11 protein-coding genes are annotated in these 15,252 nt (G+C 65.1%); 1 reads left to right on the forward strand and 10 read right to left on the reverse strand.

From position 1 onward, the window contains the following. Nucleotides 1-143: 143 nt before the first annotated feature. The 7 genes from ACYAF3_RS09655 to algZ all read right to left on the reverse strand — a co-directional run bounded on the left by ACYAF3_RS09655 (nt 144) and on the right by algZ (nt 6,835). Nucleotides 144-635 (reverse strand): disulfide bond formation protein B, encoded by a 492-nt coding sequence (locus ACYAF3_RS09655; RefSeq protein ID WP_023122875.1) that lies wholly within the window; start codon nt 633-635, stop codon nt 144-146. A gap of 178 nt (nt 636-813) precedes the next feature. Continuing rightward, nucleotides 814-2,052, reverse strand: coding sequence for a heme biosynthesis protein HemY (locus tag ACYAF3_RS09660; RefSeq protein ID WP_128669368.1), 1,239 nt, complete (start codon nt 2,050-2,052; stop codon nt 814-816). Next, nucleotides 2,049-3,179, reverse strand: coding sequence for a uroporphyrinogen-III C-methyltransferase (locus tag ACYAF3_RS09665; RefSeq protein WP_003123705.1), 1,131 nt, complete (start codon nt 3,177-3,179; stop codon nt 2,049-2,051). Before ACYAF3_RS09665 ends, ACYAF3_RS09660 begins: the two co-directional genes overlap by 4 nt. 26 nt (nt 3,180-3,205) lie before the next feature. Beyond that, complete coding sequence (locus ACYAF3_RS09670) at nt 3,206-3,961, reverse strand: uroporphyrinogen-III synthase (protein WP_031755295.1); 756 nt, start codon at nt 3,959-3,961, stop codon at nt 3,206-3,208. Continuing rightward, nucleotides 3,958-4,899, reverse strand: coding sequence for a hydroxymethylbilane synthase (gene hemC / locus ACYAF3_RS09675; protein ID WP_003114031.1), 942 nt, complete (start codon nt 4,897-4,899; stop codon nt 3,958-3,960). The genes ACYAF3_RS09670 and hemC overlap by 4 nt, the downstream gene beginning before the upstream one ends. Nucleotides 4,900-5,007: 108 nt before the next feature. Then, nucleotides 5,008-5,754, reverse strand: a complete 747-nt coding sequence (gene algR, locus ACYAF3_RS09680) for an alginate biosynthesis regulator AlgR (protein ID WP_003096397.1) — start codon at nt 5,752-5,754, stop codon at nt 5,008-5,010. Nucleotides 5,755-5,758: 4 nt separating this feature from the next. Continuing rightward, nucleotides 5,759-6,835 (reverse strand): alginate biosynthesis two-component system sensor histidine kinase AlgZ, encoded by a 1,077-nt coding sequence (algZ, locus tag ACYAF3_RS09685; RefSeq protein WP_003096404.1) that lies wholly within the window; start codon nt 6,833-6,835, stop codon nt 5,759-5,761. Between the two features lie 224 nt (nt 6,836-7,059). Here algZ and argH point away from each other — a divergent pair, with 224 nt between their 5' ends. After that, the gene (gene argH / locus ACYAF3_RS09690; RefSeq protein WP_003099239.1) at nt 7,060-8,454 is read left to right on the forward strand and encodes an argininosuccinate lyase; all 1,395 of its coding nucleotides are present in this window, start codon (nt 7,060-7,062) and stop codon (nt 8,452-8,454) included. Between the two features lie 143 nt (nt 8,455-8,597). On the opposite strand, the gene ACYAF3_RS09695 is transcribed toward argH, so the two are convergent. The 3 genes from ACYAF3_RS09695 to ACYAF3_RS09705 all read right to left on the reverse strand — a co-directional run bounded on the left by ACYAF3_RS09695 (nt 8,598) and on the right by ACYAF3_RS09705 (nt 15,141). Further along, on the reverse strand, nt 8,598-9,221 hold the full coding sequence (locus tag ACYAF3_RS09695) for a hypothetical protein (RefSeq protein ID WP_003099240.1): 624 nt from the start codon (nt 9,219-9,221) through the stop codon (nt 8,598-8,600). A 578-nt stretch (nt 9,222-9,799) separates the two neighbouring features. Next, nucleotides 9,800-13,069, reverse strand: a complete 3,270-nt coding sequence (locus ACYAF3_RS09700) for a hypothetical protein (RefSeq protein WP_003099242.1) — start codon at nt 13,067-13,069, stop codon at nt 9,800-9,802. Next, entirely contained in the window at nt 13,066-15,141 is a 2,076-nt protein-coding gene (locus ACYAF3_RS09705) for a type VI secretion system Vgr family protein (protein WP_003104860.1), read from the reverse strand. Before ACYAF3_RS09705 ends, ACYAF3_RS09700 begins: the two co-directional genes overlap by 4 nt. Nucleotides 15,142-15,252 lie beyond the last annotated feature (111 nt).

Below are 15,252 nucleotides of genomic sequence, written 5' to 3' on the forward strand. Positions count from 1 at the left end.
TGCCCCCGGGATGACCCCATCAAGACGCCCGTACAGAAAAATTCATACGGATGTTTGATCGGTATCCCGCATCCGCTCTGGTTTTCGCCAAATCGATACGGCCGACACTCGAGAGCTGACGAAAGACCACGCGACAGCCCGCATCAGGTACGTCGGAGGAACTGCACGATGGAGAAGCCGAGATAGGCAACGAACGCCAGCAGGCTCCATTCCGGAATGCTCAGGGTGAATAGCGTCCAGCTCACCTGGGCACAATCCGCGGTGCCATGCAGGACCAGGCGGATCACTTCCTGGAAGGGAAGCGCCTGCATCATGTAGTCGAGGCTGGGCAGGCAGGCCGGCAGTTGGTCCAGCGGAACGGTCTGCAACCATACCTGGCGGGCGGCCGTGGCCCCGCCGCCGAGAGCGAGCAGGAACACCAGCACGGAGTAGATACGCCGCCCACGCAGGCCGGGCCCCTGGATCGCGCCAGCAAGGCAGGTCAGGCCGATCAGGATGAAGAAGATCCGCTGCACGACGCACAGCGGGCAGGCCTCCAGGCCAACCACATGTTCCAGGTACAGCGCCCCGCCCATGATGGCGACGCAGGCCAGGAACGCGAGAAGGAAAAGCTGACGGGGGCTGGCCAGGGGCATGGCGGATCCACAGGTACACAGGGGAAAGGCCGCCTACGGTAGTGGAAAGCCTCCGGCCGTTTCAAGCCGCAAGTCCGCTCTGCGGCAAGACATCCCGAATCATGCCGGGCGCCCGCGACAAGCCGCCACAGTCCTGCCGATGGAGCCGAACGGGGAACGCCGGGGGCGTTCCCCATGCTCAAATGCCCGCCACCACCACGGGCAGCCCCGGAGTACGCCGATCGAGCAGGACCAGGCCCTCCTGGAACAACTGGTTGCTGCGCTCGACCTCGCCGAGCTGCGCCAGCAGGCGGCCCAGCTCGGCGCAGGTCTCGGCACTGCGCTGGAAGCTCAGGCTGGCCTCCAGGTATTCCCGGGCCTTGCCCCAGAGCTTGTTGATCAGGCACAGGCGCCCCAGGGTCAGCAGCAGGCCGGGATCGTTCGGATGTTCCTTGAGCCAACCTTCCGCGGCCTGCAATTGCTTGCCCGGATCGCGCCCGCGCACCTGCCCGTAGAGTTGCACCAGGGTCGCGTCGAAGCCTTGCTTGAGCGCATGGCGGAGGACTTCTTCGGCCTCTTCCTCGGCGCCCAGGCGAAGCAGTTGGGCGGCATAGCCCGCGACGATCGCCGGGTCTGCACGCAGCGCCGAAGGCACGTTCTGCCAGTGCTGGGTCAGCGGCTGCAACGCCGTCTCGCCCTCGTTCAGTCCACGCTCGCCGGCTTCCTGCAAGGAAGCCACCCAGGCACGGCGTTCGAGGTCGCGCAGTTCGGAATCCTTCAGCACACGCTCCTTGCGCAGCTCCGGCAGCAGGACGCAAAGGGCCTGCCAGTCGTGCTGGGTGACGTACAGCTGCTGCATCAGCCGCAATACCGTGCGGTGCTGCGGCTGGAGCCCGTGCAGCTCTTCGAGGGTATTGCGTGCCTGCGGGTAGTCGCCGCGATTGATCAGCAGTTGCGCACGGGTCAGGCCGACCAGCAATTGGGCATCCGGCTCGCGCTCGCGAGCCCGGTTCAGCAGGTCGTCGGCCTCGTCGTAGCGCTCGAGTTCGTTGGCGGCCCGCGCCGCGCCGAGGTAATGCATCAGCGGCCGCTCGCCCATCTCCGCAGCCCGCCGCAAATGACGCAGCGCCTGCGGCCAGTTGCCTTCGCCGAGATCGCGCAGGCCGCTGTGCTCGGCCATCTGCACGCGACGCCGGCGGTTGTAGCGCGACCAGGGGTTGACCACCCGCCCCGAGCTGCCGAGCAGGCGCAGGACCAGGCGCACCAGCACCACCAGCAGCCAGACCACCGCCAGCAGGGCGAGGAACGACCACAGGCTGGATTCGTAACGGAAGCTCTTGTAGGCGATCAGCACATAGCCGGCCTGCTCGGAGATCGCCAGCCCAACCAGCGTGGCGACCAGCACCACCGCCAGGACCAGGAGGTAGATGCGTCTCATGGACGGCCCTCCGTGGCCGGAGCCGCCTGCGCCTCGGGCACCAGGTTGCCGGCGGCCTCGCGGCGCGACACGTAGGACTGCAGGGCGCTCAGGGCCGGTGCGAGGTCAGGGACCTGCACGGTGACCGGCTGCTTCGCCAACTCATCGATACGCAACTTCAACGCGCGGCTGTCGGCCAGCTCTACGTTGAAATAGCCGTCCAGCACGTCCTGGGCCTGCTTCAGCGCCTGCTCGTAGACTTCCTGCTTGCCATTCAGCGCCGCCCACTGGGCTTGCTCCAGGGCCAGGCCGATGGTCAGGCGCACCTGCGCCAATTGCTCGCCGGCCAGCAGCGGACGAATGTCCTGGCCGGCATTGAAGTCGATGCGGATGTAGCGCGAGATCTTCTCCCACCACAGCTCCCAGGTGCTGTTGCCGTCGCCCCAGGCGACATTGCTGGCACCGCTTTCGCCTTCCTTGAAGGTCGGCGTGAGCGGTTGCAACTGGTTGACCTGCTCGCGCAACGCCGCCAGTTGCACGAACAGCCCGGTACGGTCCGGCTCCGGCAACGCACGCAGGGCCTCGAGGCTGGCCGCCAGCTTGGCGCGGGCGGCATAGGCGCCGGGATCGTTCTGCGCGCGCAGGATGTCATCGGCGCCCTGCACCAGCTCGGTGGCGCTGCCCACGTCCTGCAAGGCGGACAGGCGCAGGCTGGCCAGGCGCAGCAGGTGTTCGGCCTCGGCCAGTCGCCATTGCTGGCGGCTCTGGCCGAGGACCTTCTTCAGTTGCTCGCTGAGATGCTGCTGGTCGCCCTGCAGCTCCACCACAAGGCGTCGCCGGGCCTCCAGTTCGTCCGCGGTAGGCAAAGCGTCCAGGCGGGCAGCCAGTTGCTGGTTGCGCTGGGCCAGGGATTCGGTCTTGCCACGGGCATCTTCCAGCTGCGCCAGCTGGTCGCGCTCGGTGCCCTGCAACTGCTGGACCTGCCAGAAGCTCCAGCCACCCGCGCCGAGTCCCGCCACGCCAACCAGCAGGGCGAGCAACGCCAGGCCGGTGGCGGTACCGGAACGCCTGGATGCATCGGGTGCAACGGGAGAAGGGGTGGAAGTGGAAGTTCTTGCGTCGTCTTGGGGAGTGACTGCTTCGCTCACAGGTCCATCCTTTGGTCAAGAAAGTTCTAGGCGGCGCTCGTCAGGGCCGCCAGCAAGGCCGGCGCGCTCGCGCCCCGGCAATCAATCACCCGTTGCGCACCCAGTTCGCGCGCCATCTCGGCGACCCGCGGGCTGGGTACGAACAGCGGCAACCGGCCTATCTCGGGCCAATCGGCTGCCGCCAACTGATACAGATTTTGCAAACCCTGTCCACTGCTGACCACCAGGCCGTTCAGGCGTTCCGCCCGCACCCTTGCCAGCAGCTCTCCGGCCGGATAGTCCGGAGCCCGGCGCCGGTAGAGTGGCAGGTAGTCCACCTGCACGCCTTGGCCGCGCAGGCGCTCGGCGAGGAATTCTCGGCCACCTTCGCCGCGCATGATCAGCACTTTCGGATCGTGCACGCGCAGGGAATCCTGGAACGCCGGCAGCGCCAGCAACGCTTCGCTGTCGTCGCCCTGTTCAGGGTAGGTTACGTCGAGGCCGTAGGCCTCGAGGATCGCCGCGGTCGCCGCGCCGACGCTGCACCAGGTCTGCTGCGGCGGCTGCGGCCAGTAGCGGTCGAGCCGCTCCAGCCCCAGGCGCGCCGCCGGCTTGCTGACCACCACCACCGCGCAGTAGCGGTCCAGGTCGAGCATCAGCGTACGCTGCTCCGGGGTTTCTTCCAGCGGATCGATCGCCAACAGCGGCAGGCTGCTGCTATGGACGCCCGCCTCGCCGAGGCGGGCGGCCAGGGCCGCGCACTCCTCGTCGGGGCGCGTCAGCAGGAGCCGCCAGCCGCTCACGGATGTCCGGCCTCGCCGTAGACGGCTTCGAGAATCGCTTCGGCGCCCTGCTCCAGCAGGTCCTCGGCCACCCGCACGCCCAGCGCCTCGGCTTCCGCCAGTGGCGCCCGCCCCTCGGCGCGCAGCAACTGGGTGCCATCAGGCTGGCCGACCAGGCCGCGCAGCCACAGCTGGTCGCCCTCGCGGATGGCGTAGCAGGCGATCGGCACCTGGCAACCGCCGTTGAGCCGCTTGTTCAGCGCGCGCTCGGCAGTGACCCGCAGAGCCGTGTCGGTATGGTGCAAGGGTTCCAGCAAGGCATGCAGGTCGCTGTCGGCCGTACGGCATTCGATGCCGACGGCGCCTTGTCCGCCGGCGGGCAGGCTGTCGTCGACACTGATCGAGGAGCGGATGCGCGACTCGAAGCCGAGGCGGATCAGGCCGGCGGCGGCGAGGATGATCGCGTCGTATTCGCCGGCATCCAGCTTGGCCAGGCGGGTATTGACGTTGCCTCGCAGGAAACGGATCTGCAGGTCCGGCCGGCGCGCCAGCAGCTGCGCCTGGCGGCGCAGGCTGGAGGTGCCGACCACGCTGCCGGCTGGCAGTTGCTCGAGGCTGGCGTAGGTGTTCGAGACGAAAGCGTCACGCGGGTCTTCGCGCTCGCAGATGGTGTAGAGGCCGAGCCCCTCGGGAAAGTCCATCGGCACGTCCTTCATCGAATGCACCGCGATGTCGGCGGCGCCTTCGAGCAGGGCGGTTTCCAGTTCCTTGACGAACAGGCCCTTGCCGCCGATCTTCGCCAGCGGTGCGTCGAGCAGCTTGTCGCCGCGACTGGTCATCGGCAGCAGGGTGACGGTCAGGCCAGGATGAGCCTGCTCCAGGCGCGCCTTGACGTATTCGGCCTGCCACAAGGCGAGGGCGCTCTGGCGAGTGGCGATGCGGATTTCGCGGGACGACATGGGATATTCCGTGCACAGGGATGCGCCCATGATAACAGTTCGAACCCGAGTGCGCGGACGCTGGGCCCGATAGCCGCACCCGGGTCGCTGGCGAACCGCCGACCGCCGTCAGAGCTGATGCATCAGACGCCTGACCCCGGCCACGTGCCGCCGGCTGACGGTCAGTGCATCGCCGTCGAGGCCTTTCAGGTAGAGCTGGAAATGCCCCAGCGGCGTACGCTGCAGGCGTTCGATCCGTTCGCGGGCGACCAGCGCGTTGCGGTGGATGCGCACGAAGCGCTCGCCGAACTCGTCTTCCAGCGCCTTCAACGGCTCGTCCAGCAGCACCTCGCCCTGCGCATGGCGCAAGGTCACGTACTTGTGGTCGGCAATGAAGAAGATCACCTCTTCCAGCGGGATCAGCTCGATCCCCTTGCGGGTCCGCGCACTGATGTGGCTGCGCGGACCGCTGCCGCCGGAGGCCGGGGGCTTGGTCAGCGCGGCCAGTTGCACGCGGTTCGGTCGCGAGGCTTTCTTCAACGCCTCGGCCAGGTCTTCGCTGCGCACCGGCTTGACCAGGTAGCCCACGGCGCTGACCTGGAAGGCTTCCAGGGCGAATTCGTCATGGGCCGTGCAGAAGATCACAGCCGGCGGCGCTTCCCGCTCGCAGAGTCTGGCCGCGACCTGGAGGCCGTCCAGACCGGGCATGCGGATATCCAGCAGGACGATATCGGGCTTGAGGCTGTCGATCAGCGTCAGCGCTTCTTCGCCATTGCTGGCCGAGGGCTCGAGGACGCGATAGCCGTCCAGTTGCCCTACCAATCGGGCCAGGCGCTCTCGCGCCAGAGGTTCGTCATCGACAATCAGGACATTCATAAGCTCAGGCTTCCTGCATGAGTCGCGCACATGGATAGCGTAGACAGGTGTAGTGCCGTCCGTCACGGCGCTCGACGCTGAGACTCGCTTTAGGCCCGAAAAGTGCCCCAAGTCGTGCATCGATATTGTGTAACGCCTGTCGCGTGCCTTTCGACGGGGGCGACTCGAGCGCCTCGTCGTAGGGGTTGCTCACACATAGCTGGAACACTCCTTCACGATAAACCGCCTCGACCTGCACCAGGCCACCTTCGACCCGCGGCTGGATGCCATAGATAAGCGCATTTTCCAGCAGCGGCTGCAAGGTCAGTTGGGGGATCGGCAGGTTGGCCGGCACCCCGTGCACCTGCCAGTCCAGTTGCAGGCGATCGCCAAGACGATACTGCTCAATGGAAAGATAGCGCCTTGCCAGCGCCAGTTCCTCCTCCCAGGAAACTAAAGTGCCGGGCTTCGCCAGGCTGGCCCGGAACAGGTCGGACAGGTCCAGCACCGCATGCTCGGCCTTCAGCGGGTCCAGCTCGATCAGGCTGGCGATGCTGTTCAGGCTGTTGAACAGGAAGTGCGGGCGAATCCGCGCCTGCAGCGATTCCAGGCGCGCCTGCAACTCGGCCTGCTGCTGCCGGCGCCACTGGCTCTGCAGGTAAAAGTAGCGCAGCACCAGGGCGGACATGATCAGCGCGATCAGCGCGTGCCGCAGATACAGATTGACCTCGCCGGCACGCGTCAGTTCTCCGCCCAGCTGATAGTGCTCGGCGACCGCCGTGCAGCCCAGGGTGAGGGCCACCACCAACAGGCAGCAGGCACTCCCCGCCAGCGCCACCGGCAGGCGTGCGAGCAATGGCCGCAGGCGGCAGAACAGCGCCGCCGAGAGCAGTACGATCCACTGCACGAACAGCGACGCCAGGGCCAGGCGCACCCAGTTGAAGCTCGGCGTCATCGGCTCCGCCAGCACCAGCACGAGCACCAGCAGCTCCGCCAGCAGCACCAGGGTGAACAGGGCTTCGGCTTCGCAGAGCTCGGGAATGAAGAAGTCGTCTTGGACGGCCGGCCGGGTCGAGCGGCCGGGCTTGAATCGGATAGGCATCGACAGAGTTTCCGCAAGGCCCGTGGCGCCCGCAAGACAGCCGCGGGCGTACGGGCGAAATAAAGCACCGAAATGCCATCTGCCGCAAAAAACCGCGAAACAGCGCTCGTTCCGGCTTCGTCGACGAGCCGCCGGTTTTTCCTCCCGGCCTGCTATCATCGTCGCACTTTGCCCGTCACGCAGGCCGCGCGGCCTGTCCGTTTCTTGTTGCAGCGAGAGATACCATGAGCGTAGAGAAGACCAACCAGTCCTGGGGCGGCCGCTTCAGCGAGCCCGTCGACGCCTTCGTCGCCCGTTTCACCGCCTCCGTCGACTTCGACAAGCGTCTCTACCGCCACGACATCATGGGTTCCATCGCCCACGCCACGATGCTGGCCAAGGTCGGCGTGCTGAGCGACGCCGAGCGCGATGCGATCGTCGACGGCCTGCAACAGATCCAGGCGGAAATCGAAGCCGGCAGCTTCGACTGGCGCGTCGACCTGGAAGACGTGCACATGAACATCGAGGCGCGCCTGACCGACCGCATCGGCGTCACCGGCAAGAAGCTCCACACCGGCCGCTCGCGCAACGACCAGGTGGCCACCGACATCCGCCTCTGGCTACGCGACGAGATCGACACCATCCTCGCCGAGATCACCCGCCTGCAGGAGGGCCTGCTGGGCCTGGCCGAAGCGGAAGCCGACACCATCATGCCCGGTTTCACCCACCTGCAGACCGCCCAGCCGGTGACCTTCGGCCACCACCTGCTGGCCTGGTTCGAGATGCTCAGCCGCGACTACGAGCGCCTGGTCGACTGCCGCAAGCGGGTCAACCGCATGCCGCTCGGCTCGGCGGCCCTGGCCGGCACCACCTACCCGATCCAGCGCGAGATCACCTGCCAGTTGCTGGGCTTCGACGCGGTTGGCGGTAACTCCCTGGACGGCGTCTCCGACCGCGACTTCGCCATCGAATTCTGCGCCACCGCCAGCCTGGCGATGATGCACCTGTCGCGCTTCTCGGAAGAGCTGGTGCTGTGGACCAGCGCGCAGTTCCAGTTCATCGACCTGCCCGACCGCTTCTGCACCGGCTCCTCGATCATGCCGCAGAAGAAGAACCCCGACGTGCCGGAGCTGGTACGCGGCAAGTCCGGCCGGGTGTTCGGCGCCCTCACCGGCTTGCTGACCCTGATGAAGGGCCAGCCGCTGGCCTACAACAAGGACAACCAGGAAGACAAGGAACCGCTGTTCGACGCCGCCGACACCCTGCGCGATAGCCTGCGCGCCTTCGCCGACATGGTCCCGGCGATCCGGCCCCGGCGCGAGATCATGCGCGAGGCGGCACGCCGCGGTTTCTCCACCGCCACCGACCTGGCGGACTACCTGGTGCGCAAGGGCCTGCCGTTCCGCGACTGCCACGAGATCGTCGGCCACGCAGTGAAGTACGGCGTAGACAGCGGCAAGGACCTCGCCGAGATGAGCCTCGACGAACTGCGCCGCTTCAGCGAGCAGATCGACGCTGACGTCTTCGACGTGCTGACCCTGGAAGGCTCGGTCAACGCCCGCGACCATATCGGCGGCACCGCGCCGAACCAGGTCCGTGCCGCCGTCGCCCGCGGCAGAAAACTGCTGGCACAGCGCTGAAGTCGCGCCCAGTGCCCGGCAGATCTCCCTGTCCTACCCGAGACTTGATCGCACGGCGGGACAGGAACGCCCTTGTAGATCGACAGCCACTCTAGTGAAAGTCCTTCTTCGCTAACCGGTCGCAATGGCGGAATAACTCAGCATCAGTGCTCATCATTGAAATCATCGGCCCTGGGCGTGGCAAAAATGCCCTTGGCTTCCTGGCGCCGGTAATAGGCTTCGATGCTTAGCCCGGGATCGATGCGCGCCCTGACGATGCAGGGCTGCTGTTGCCAGGGATACTCATGCAGGCGTCGGTCCAGCTCCTTGCGCTCCTTGGCTGGCCAGCCCTGGTAGGTGCGCTGGCGCCAGTAATGGGGATCGCGTCCGGTATGCCGATCATGCTCGGCGGTGACCGGATCTAAGGGGCGGCTCGGCTCCAGGACCGGCAGGTCGGGCAACGGCTGGGTCACGTCCATGTAGCGTTGCAGGCAGTCCCAGAAGGCCAGGGCATTGACCTTGTCGAGACCGAGGGAGTGGACGCGGGTGGCCAGACAGACCTTGTTGTCGGTATAGCGGTGATGCAACCAGAGCGCATAGTCGTGGCTGCCGTAGCCACTGGGCAGCAATTGCAGCACCGGATCGAACTCGTCGAAGGGAGCGACGAACAGGCGGCGGAAGCGACGCTTGAAGCGGAGCATGCCGTCCAGGCGATTGAATTCACTGCCATCTTGCTTGAAGACTTTGCTGTAGAGCCAAAGGATGGCGCTGAAGCCGACTGCACCCATAAAATAAGTAGCTACGCCTATCCAAATTGCTATTTGCAAACCATTGGTTCCAAATATTGTTCCATACTGGTACAAAGCCAATGGGATTGAAAATAAAAAACCCGACATCTGAATAACGTGAAGATATTTTTTATTCGAAAGAAAGGCCACCATGGATATTACTGAAACAGCCACCACAAAGAATGAGCAAACCAAGGTGTAGAGTTGCTGTATGTCCCTCCTCCACTCTCCGGTGGCTTCTCCCATTATGCCAATTCCCAAAGCAATCCATACAAAAAAATAGCACAGCATCCTAAGCGTGAATATTATATAAGGAATTCTGCTAGAGTTCTGGAACTGCCAACGCATAGAGTTGCAATATGCCTCAGCACCTCCAACCTCTGACTTATCCTCAGCCCCGATCGAAAGCTGCCCTACAATCTCCATTTCCGGATCTAGATTGGCATAGTTCCCAAAGGCAAGATGGGTGTCAAAAATACCATTACGGTTAGACTCCTCCTTCCACCTTGGCGGCGGTAAAGAGTCGTTGACTTCACTGCGATAAGCACTGGCTGAGTACGTGGCATCCATGTGTACAGTCATACGTTGAACTCACTGTTCTCTATCAACCAATAAGGTGGCGCAGCATGGGGGCCCAAGTCGTCCGGGGGAAGGTACCGATTGGCGGATGTGAATGCACTCCAACTCTTCGGGCTGGGTTGAGGCAGGACAAGCCGCTGCTCAGGCTGGTCGGCATTGAGTTCGAACTGTGCGCTGATCTTCAAACCCTGGGTCATGCGCATGCTATAGCGGGCCCGAGGAGACAACTGCGGAATCGGCAGGCTGGCCGGCAGCACGTAGAGCACGCTGGCAGCATCCAACGGCAAGGCTTCGAGCTTGGCGGGGCCCGCGGGGACCCGATGGTAGCGCTTGACGCCGAACAGGGTGCCCGGATCGATCGGCAAGCTGCTGAGAAACTCCTGGGCCACCAGGCGGAACGCCTTCTGGCCATTCTCGAACATGGCCAGGAGCGGGGAACTCAGCACCACGGCCCAATCGTTTGCCTCCAGCGCCTGCAACTTGGGGTCGATGCAGGATAGCGCAGTGCGGCTGACCGCTTGGCGACCCCGTTCCGCTTCCTGCAAGACAGATCGATGCGCCGCCGGCGCCAATTTGCGCCAGTCTTCCAGGCGATGGACAAAGACCCGCGGATGGCCGAGGACTCCCAGCAATTGGCGATAGGCCGTTTGCGGGTCTTTCAGATGGGCGAAGCGCTGGTCCTGGCCCATCAGCGAATCGAGCAGGCCAGCCTCGGCGAATTGCCGGCCGAAGGGGCCTTTCTTGACGATGGTTTCCGCATCGCTGTCAGTCAGTAGATTAGCGACCACAGTGCCTCCGATCGCCAAAACCGCACCAGCCAGCAAAGCATAAGGGTTTACTATCCATCCTAGGACGTAGGCACCCCAAAGGCCCCCACCCACTGCGGCCACACCGTAGGCCGCAGCCGCATCGCTATCTCCCTGCCTCAAAGCTCGGTAGCCATCCCATACACTGATGCCTGCACCGAATAGTGTGGCTGCGCCACCAAGCCCACGTAGCAACCCTAACTTAGGGCTGCCTGTTTGAACTTCTAGATTCCTGGCCCATCGAGGGGATATTTGGGCTACCGATATACGTGGGGTTTCTAGATACTTTGCAGTAGATGGTCCGAAAAGCAGCTTTGCATGGCTTCCTCCAGCGGCTGTTAAATCGATTACTGCACCGACAGCCCCGATCGTCCCTCTGTGCTTTTCTCCACTGTCTACAAAGCCACTGTATGCCTGCACCTGCACATTCAAGTTATAAATCGCAAACCCCAGCATCATCGTCGGCACGATGCGAGTGTTCTCCATCACCTGGGTCAACGTGCCTAACTGCGTACGGAATTTCGTGTAGGCAAGCAGGTCCGGGTGATCCTTGGGTACCGCCACCACCATGACGTTGCGCAGGTTGGCGCGACTCATGCCGGTGTCGCGGGGACTGGTGCCGGCCAGGGGATTGCCGGCACCGTCCTGAACGATGGCGCGCCGATAGCTCTTGCGCCTCAGCTCCTGGCGCTCGACCTCGGTCAGACCGTTGCGCAGGCCGGCTCCGCGCACGCCGACGACAACCATGTCGAGCGGCACCTGACTGTCGGGCAGCAGGCGGATACCTTTCATCTTCACCGAGAGGGCGCTCAGAGTATTGAAGGTCGGTGCGAACAAGCGGTCGAGCTGGATCTGGGTGGCACCCTGGGACAGCCGGCCGAGTTGCTCGACTACGCTGGCGCCGAACACGTCCAGCAGGTCGCCGAGGAAGTAGGCGAGGCTCTTGCCGGCGCTGGGCTGGTCGACCTCGCCCAGCAGACTGGCTCCCAGCATCAGCGTGCTGAGGCCCATTGCATCGGGGTCCGGCGTCCGCGGGCTATCGCGCAGCGCCTGCAGGCGCCGAACCGGCTCGGGAAGTTGTCCTTCGTCCTTGGCCAGGAGCATGGCGCCAAGCGGGTGGCTTGCCTGCAGAACCGTGCTGACCACCCGCTCGACATGTGCCGCCAGCGCCCGGTAGGCGGTACCGCTGTACAGTGCGTCGCAGCGGTCGGGAAGCTGGTTCAGCGCAGCCAGTGCCTCGCTCATCAGGCTGTAGGGCTCCAGCAGGGCTTCGTCGCACTGGTGGGTCCAGTCCTGCAACACCGGGTGCAAGGGGCCTTCCAGCAGGGCAACCAGATGCTCGACCTGCTGCGTCAGGTGGATTCGGCAAGACTGTCGCTCCTCGGCGAAGATCGCCTCGTCCAGTTCGGCCTGATCGACCTCGCCCCTGAGCTTGGCGAGCGGGCCGTCGAGCATGTTGCTCAGCACCTGTGCATAGCGTCCGTTGGGACGGTGCGGCAGCAGTGCATTGAGGCTGCGCAAGTAGGCGGCGCAGTGGCGCGCCTGCGCCGCAGCGTGGCGCAAGGCGAACAGCGAGTCGTCGAGCATCAGCCCGATGAGGTTGGGATGGCCACGCAGCTTGAGGGTTTCCAGTACGTCCTCTCCGGCTTCCAGAGTAGGTAGCGCAGAGGGCGGAGCCTGCTTCAGCAGGGGCGCCAATTCCTGCTGGCGTCGCTGCAACTGGCACACCAGCGACTCTTCGCGAAAGGCGGCGAACTCAGGTGTGAATTCCGCCGGGTCTTCCAGCGCGCTCTCGACGTTGAAGTCGCGAGGTCGCAAACCCTGGGCGTGATGATCAATGACCAGCGCGGGTTGATGGATGGAGGCTTTCCAGTGCTGGTTGGCCACCGAGGCGTTCCAAGCGGACGCCATCTGCTGGCAGCGCCGGTTGACCCGCTGCGGGTCCTCCTCCAGCCAGTCGATGTACGACCAAGGCCAGGGAGTTTCGCTATAGGCCATGGTGTAGCGTGGGATCACGAACTGCCCCTTGACCAGCACCGGCACCAGGATCAGCGCTTGTGTCTTGCCTACGGCCGGACGCTTGTCCGCACGCTGGCTGCGCCCCTGCAGGAGATCGACTTCGAACAGGTTGCCCTTGCCATCACATTCCAGTTCGCGCCACAACTTGCCGTCCTGGAACAGGTAGATCCGTCCCGCCCGCGGTAGCGCGCCGGCGGGCAGCTGGTCGCCATAACCGGCCTTGCCCAGCGTTGGCAGGCGGACCAGCGGCATCACAGCCAGGAAGGTGTTCTGCTGGATACGCTCGTGCTCCTCATGGCCGAGCATATCGCTGGCCACCGGAATCTGCAGGATACCGCCGTCCTGTCGCTCGACGTTCAATGCCAGTCGTGCACGCCGATCGTTCTGGTAGGCGGTGCGCTTGCGCACGCCTTCGTCGATACTCTGGTCCTGGAATCCGCTCATGCCTCGCTCTCCGGTGGCAACAGTACGACCTGGCTTCCTTGCGCCGGGTCTCCCCAGACATCGACGATCAATTGTTCCGGCCCCCTCCGCTCGGGACGGCTACGCGCCGGGTTGTCCAGTACCTGGCCCGCTGTCGCCGCATCCGCGTCGAGCGGCGGCCCCGGCAACAGCGGCGCCGCGCCGCTGCCGTTGCCCGGGCTGCCGCCGGAGTTGACCCGGACGTTGGCCCCGGAGAGGGTCACGCCGCTGGCGTCGAGCTTGAGGAAGCTGCCACCGCCCTTCAGGGTCAGTTCGGCGCCGGCCTCCAGCACCACCTTCAGGCCGCTGCTCAGGTGGATCTCCTGGCCGGCCTCGACAAACTGGCCGCTGCCGATCTTCAGGTGCTGGTCGTTGGCTACGGTGAGGTGGTCGCTGGCGCGGACCTCCACCTTGCGCTCGGCGTGGGTGGTGCGGTGTTCCTCGGCCTTGAACTCGCTGTAGCTGTTCGCCTCCACGGTGTCGTGGCGTTGGTGACCGACGCGGATCTTCTGGTCGTGCTCGATGTTTTCGTCCCAGTCGCGCTGGGCATGGACGAAGATCTGCTCCTGGCCCTTGCGGTCCTCGATGCGCAGCTCGTTGTAGCCACCGCCGCCAGGGCTGCTGAGGCTCTTGAAGACGCTGCGGGTCTTGTGCCCCGGCAGTTCGTAGGGCACCGGATGTTCCCTGTGAAACAGGCAGCCGGTGACCAGCGGCTGGTCGGGATCGCCTTCGAGGAAGGTCACCAGCACCTCCATGCCGACCCGCGGGATGGCGATGGCACCGTAGTTCCTTCCCGCCCAGCCGGAGGCAACGCGTAACCAGCAACTGCTGCTGTCGTCGGCCTGGCCCTCGCGATCCCAGTGGAATTGCACCTTCACCCGACCGTAGCGATCGCAGTGGATTTCCTCGCCCTTCGGGCCGGTCACCACCGCGCTCTGCGTGCCGAGGATGCGCGGCTTCGGCGGCGTCGGTGGGGGACGGAAGAACGCCTCCCAGGGCGTGGCCTGGAAGTGGTTGCGGTAACCCTGCCGGAAGTCGTCCGGGCTCGCCGAGGCATCGGAGACGATGCTTTCCTCCAGCACCTGAGGCTGCCGCCCCTCGTGAATCACCTCGGTGAGCAGCCAGAGGTCGTTCCAGCCCGCCTGGGGATGGGCGGCCAGCGGCAGGAAGTGGCCGCTGAGCAGCAACGGTTGGTCGCTGCGGCCCTCGGCCAGGCGGTAGTCGCTGCGCTGCCGTTCGAGGGCGCGCCTGGCCAGGTGCTTTCCGCGCTCGCGGTCGACGAAGCGACCGGGATAGTCGTAGTCCTCGAGGTCCGGCCGGGCTTCGCCGCGGGCGGTGCTTTCCAGCGTCAGGCGCGGTTTCTCGAAGTCGTAGTCGCGGCGGGTGACGCGGCTGGTGCGGGTTTCCAGGCGTACGCCGAAGCGCTTGACCGCCGGCCGGTCGGCGACCAGGCCGGAGTCCTGCTGGTAGGCCACCGGCGCGAGCCGCGGGAACACCGTCTGGTCGTCGCCGAACACCAGCAGGTGCGCCGTGGCGCTGTGCTGGAAATGAAAATGGATGCCCTCCTCGCAGCACAGGCGCTGGACGAACTGCAGGTCGCTCTCGTCGTACTGCACGCAGTATTCGCGCTCGGGGTAGCGGGTGCCGAGCTGGAAGCGGTAGGCGTCGGCGAGGATGCCGTGTTCCTCCAGCACCCGACCGACGATCTGCGGCACCGTGAGGTGCTGGAAGATGCGCTGGTTGGTGCGCTGGGCGAGGTAGGCCAGTTGCGGGACGAGGGTGATGCGGTAGCGGGTCAGGCGCTTGCCCGAGTCGCCCTGTCCGGCGCTGCGCACCAGGCCGTGGATACCGTTGCCGGCGGGCCCGAGGGTAAGGAAGGCGGGTTTGTGCAGCAGGCTTTCGAGGTCCGGCACGGGGCGTTCGCCGACCAGCTCCAGGTCGAAGGCGAACGGCTGGCTGATGGCTTCGCGGCCGCTGAAGGAGAGCACCTGCAGGTCGAGGGCGAGGCCGTCGATGGCGAGGCTGAAATGGGTCTGGTTGGCTGCTGCGAACATCCGTTGTCCCTCACTGGCGCAGGCGACCGATTCGATTGTCCTGCCTGGCGCGGGCGAGACAAGGGCGCGCAGGCTCGATCGGAAGCTGCCTACAACAAACAAAGCGGCATC

Source organism: Pseudomonas sp. TZ252 (assembly GCF_056110345.1).

What these genes read in the sequence shown, in the direction of transcription:
- ACYAF3_RS09655 (WP_023122875.1), bottom strand. Translation starts at nt 635, where the DNA reads ATGCCCCTGGCCAGCCCCCGTCAGCTTTTCCTTCTCGCGTTCCTGGCC.
- ACYAF3_RS09660 (WP_128669368.1), bottom strand. Translation starts at nt 2,052, where the DNA reads ATGAGACGCATCTACCTCCTGGTCCTGGCGGTGGTGCTGGTCGCCACG.
- hemC (WP_003114031.1), bottom strand. Translation starts at nt 4,899, where the DNA reads ATGTCGTCCCGCGAAATCCGCATCGCCACTCGCCAGAGCGCCCTCGCC.
- algR (WP_003096397.1), bottom strand. Translation starts at nt 5,754, where the DNA reads ATGAATGTCCTGATTGTCGATGACGAACCTCTGGCGCGAGAGCGCCTG.
- algZ (WP_003096404.1), bottom strand. Translation starts at nt 6,835, where the DNA reads ATGCCTATCCGATTCAAGCCCGGCCGCTCGACCCGGCCGGCCGTCCAA.
- argH (WP_003099239.1), top strand. Translation starts at nt 7,060, where the DNA reads ATGAGCGTAGAGAAGACCAACCAGTCCTGGGGCGGCCGCTTCAGCGAG.
- ACYAF3_RS09695 (WP_003099240.1), bottom strand. Translation starts at nt 9,221, where the DNA reads ATGGGTGCAGTCGGCTTCAGCGCCATCCTTTGGCTCTACAGCAAAGTC.
- ACYAF3_RS09700 (WP_003099242.1), bottom strand. Translation starts at nt 13,069, where the DNA reads ATGAGCGGATTCCAGGACCAGAGTATCGACGAAGGCGTGCGCAAGCGC.
- ACYAF3_RS09705 (WP_003104860.1), bottom strand. Translation starts at nt 15,141, where the DNA reads ATGTTCGCAGCAGCCAACCAGACCCATTTCAGCCTCGCCATCGACGGC.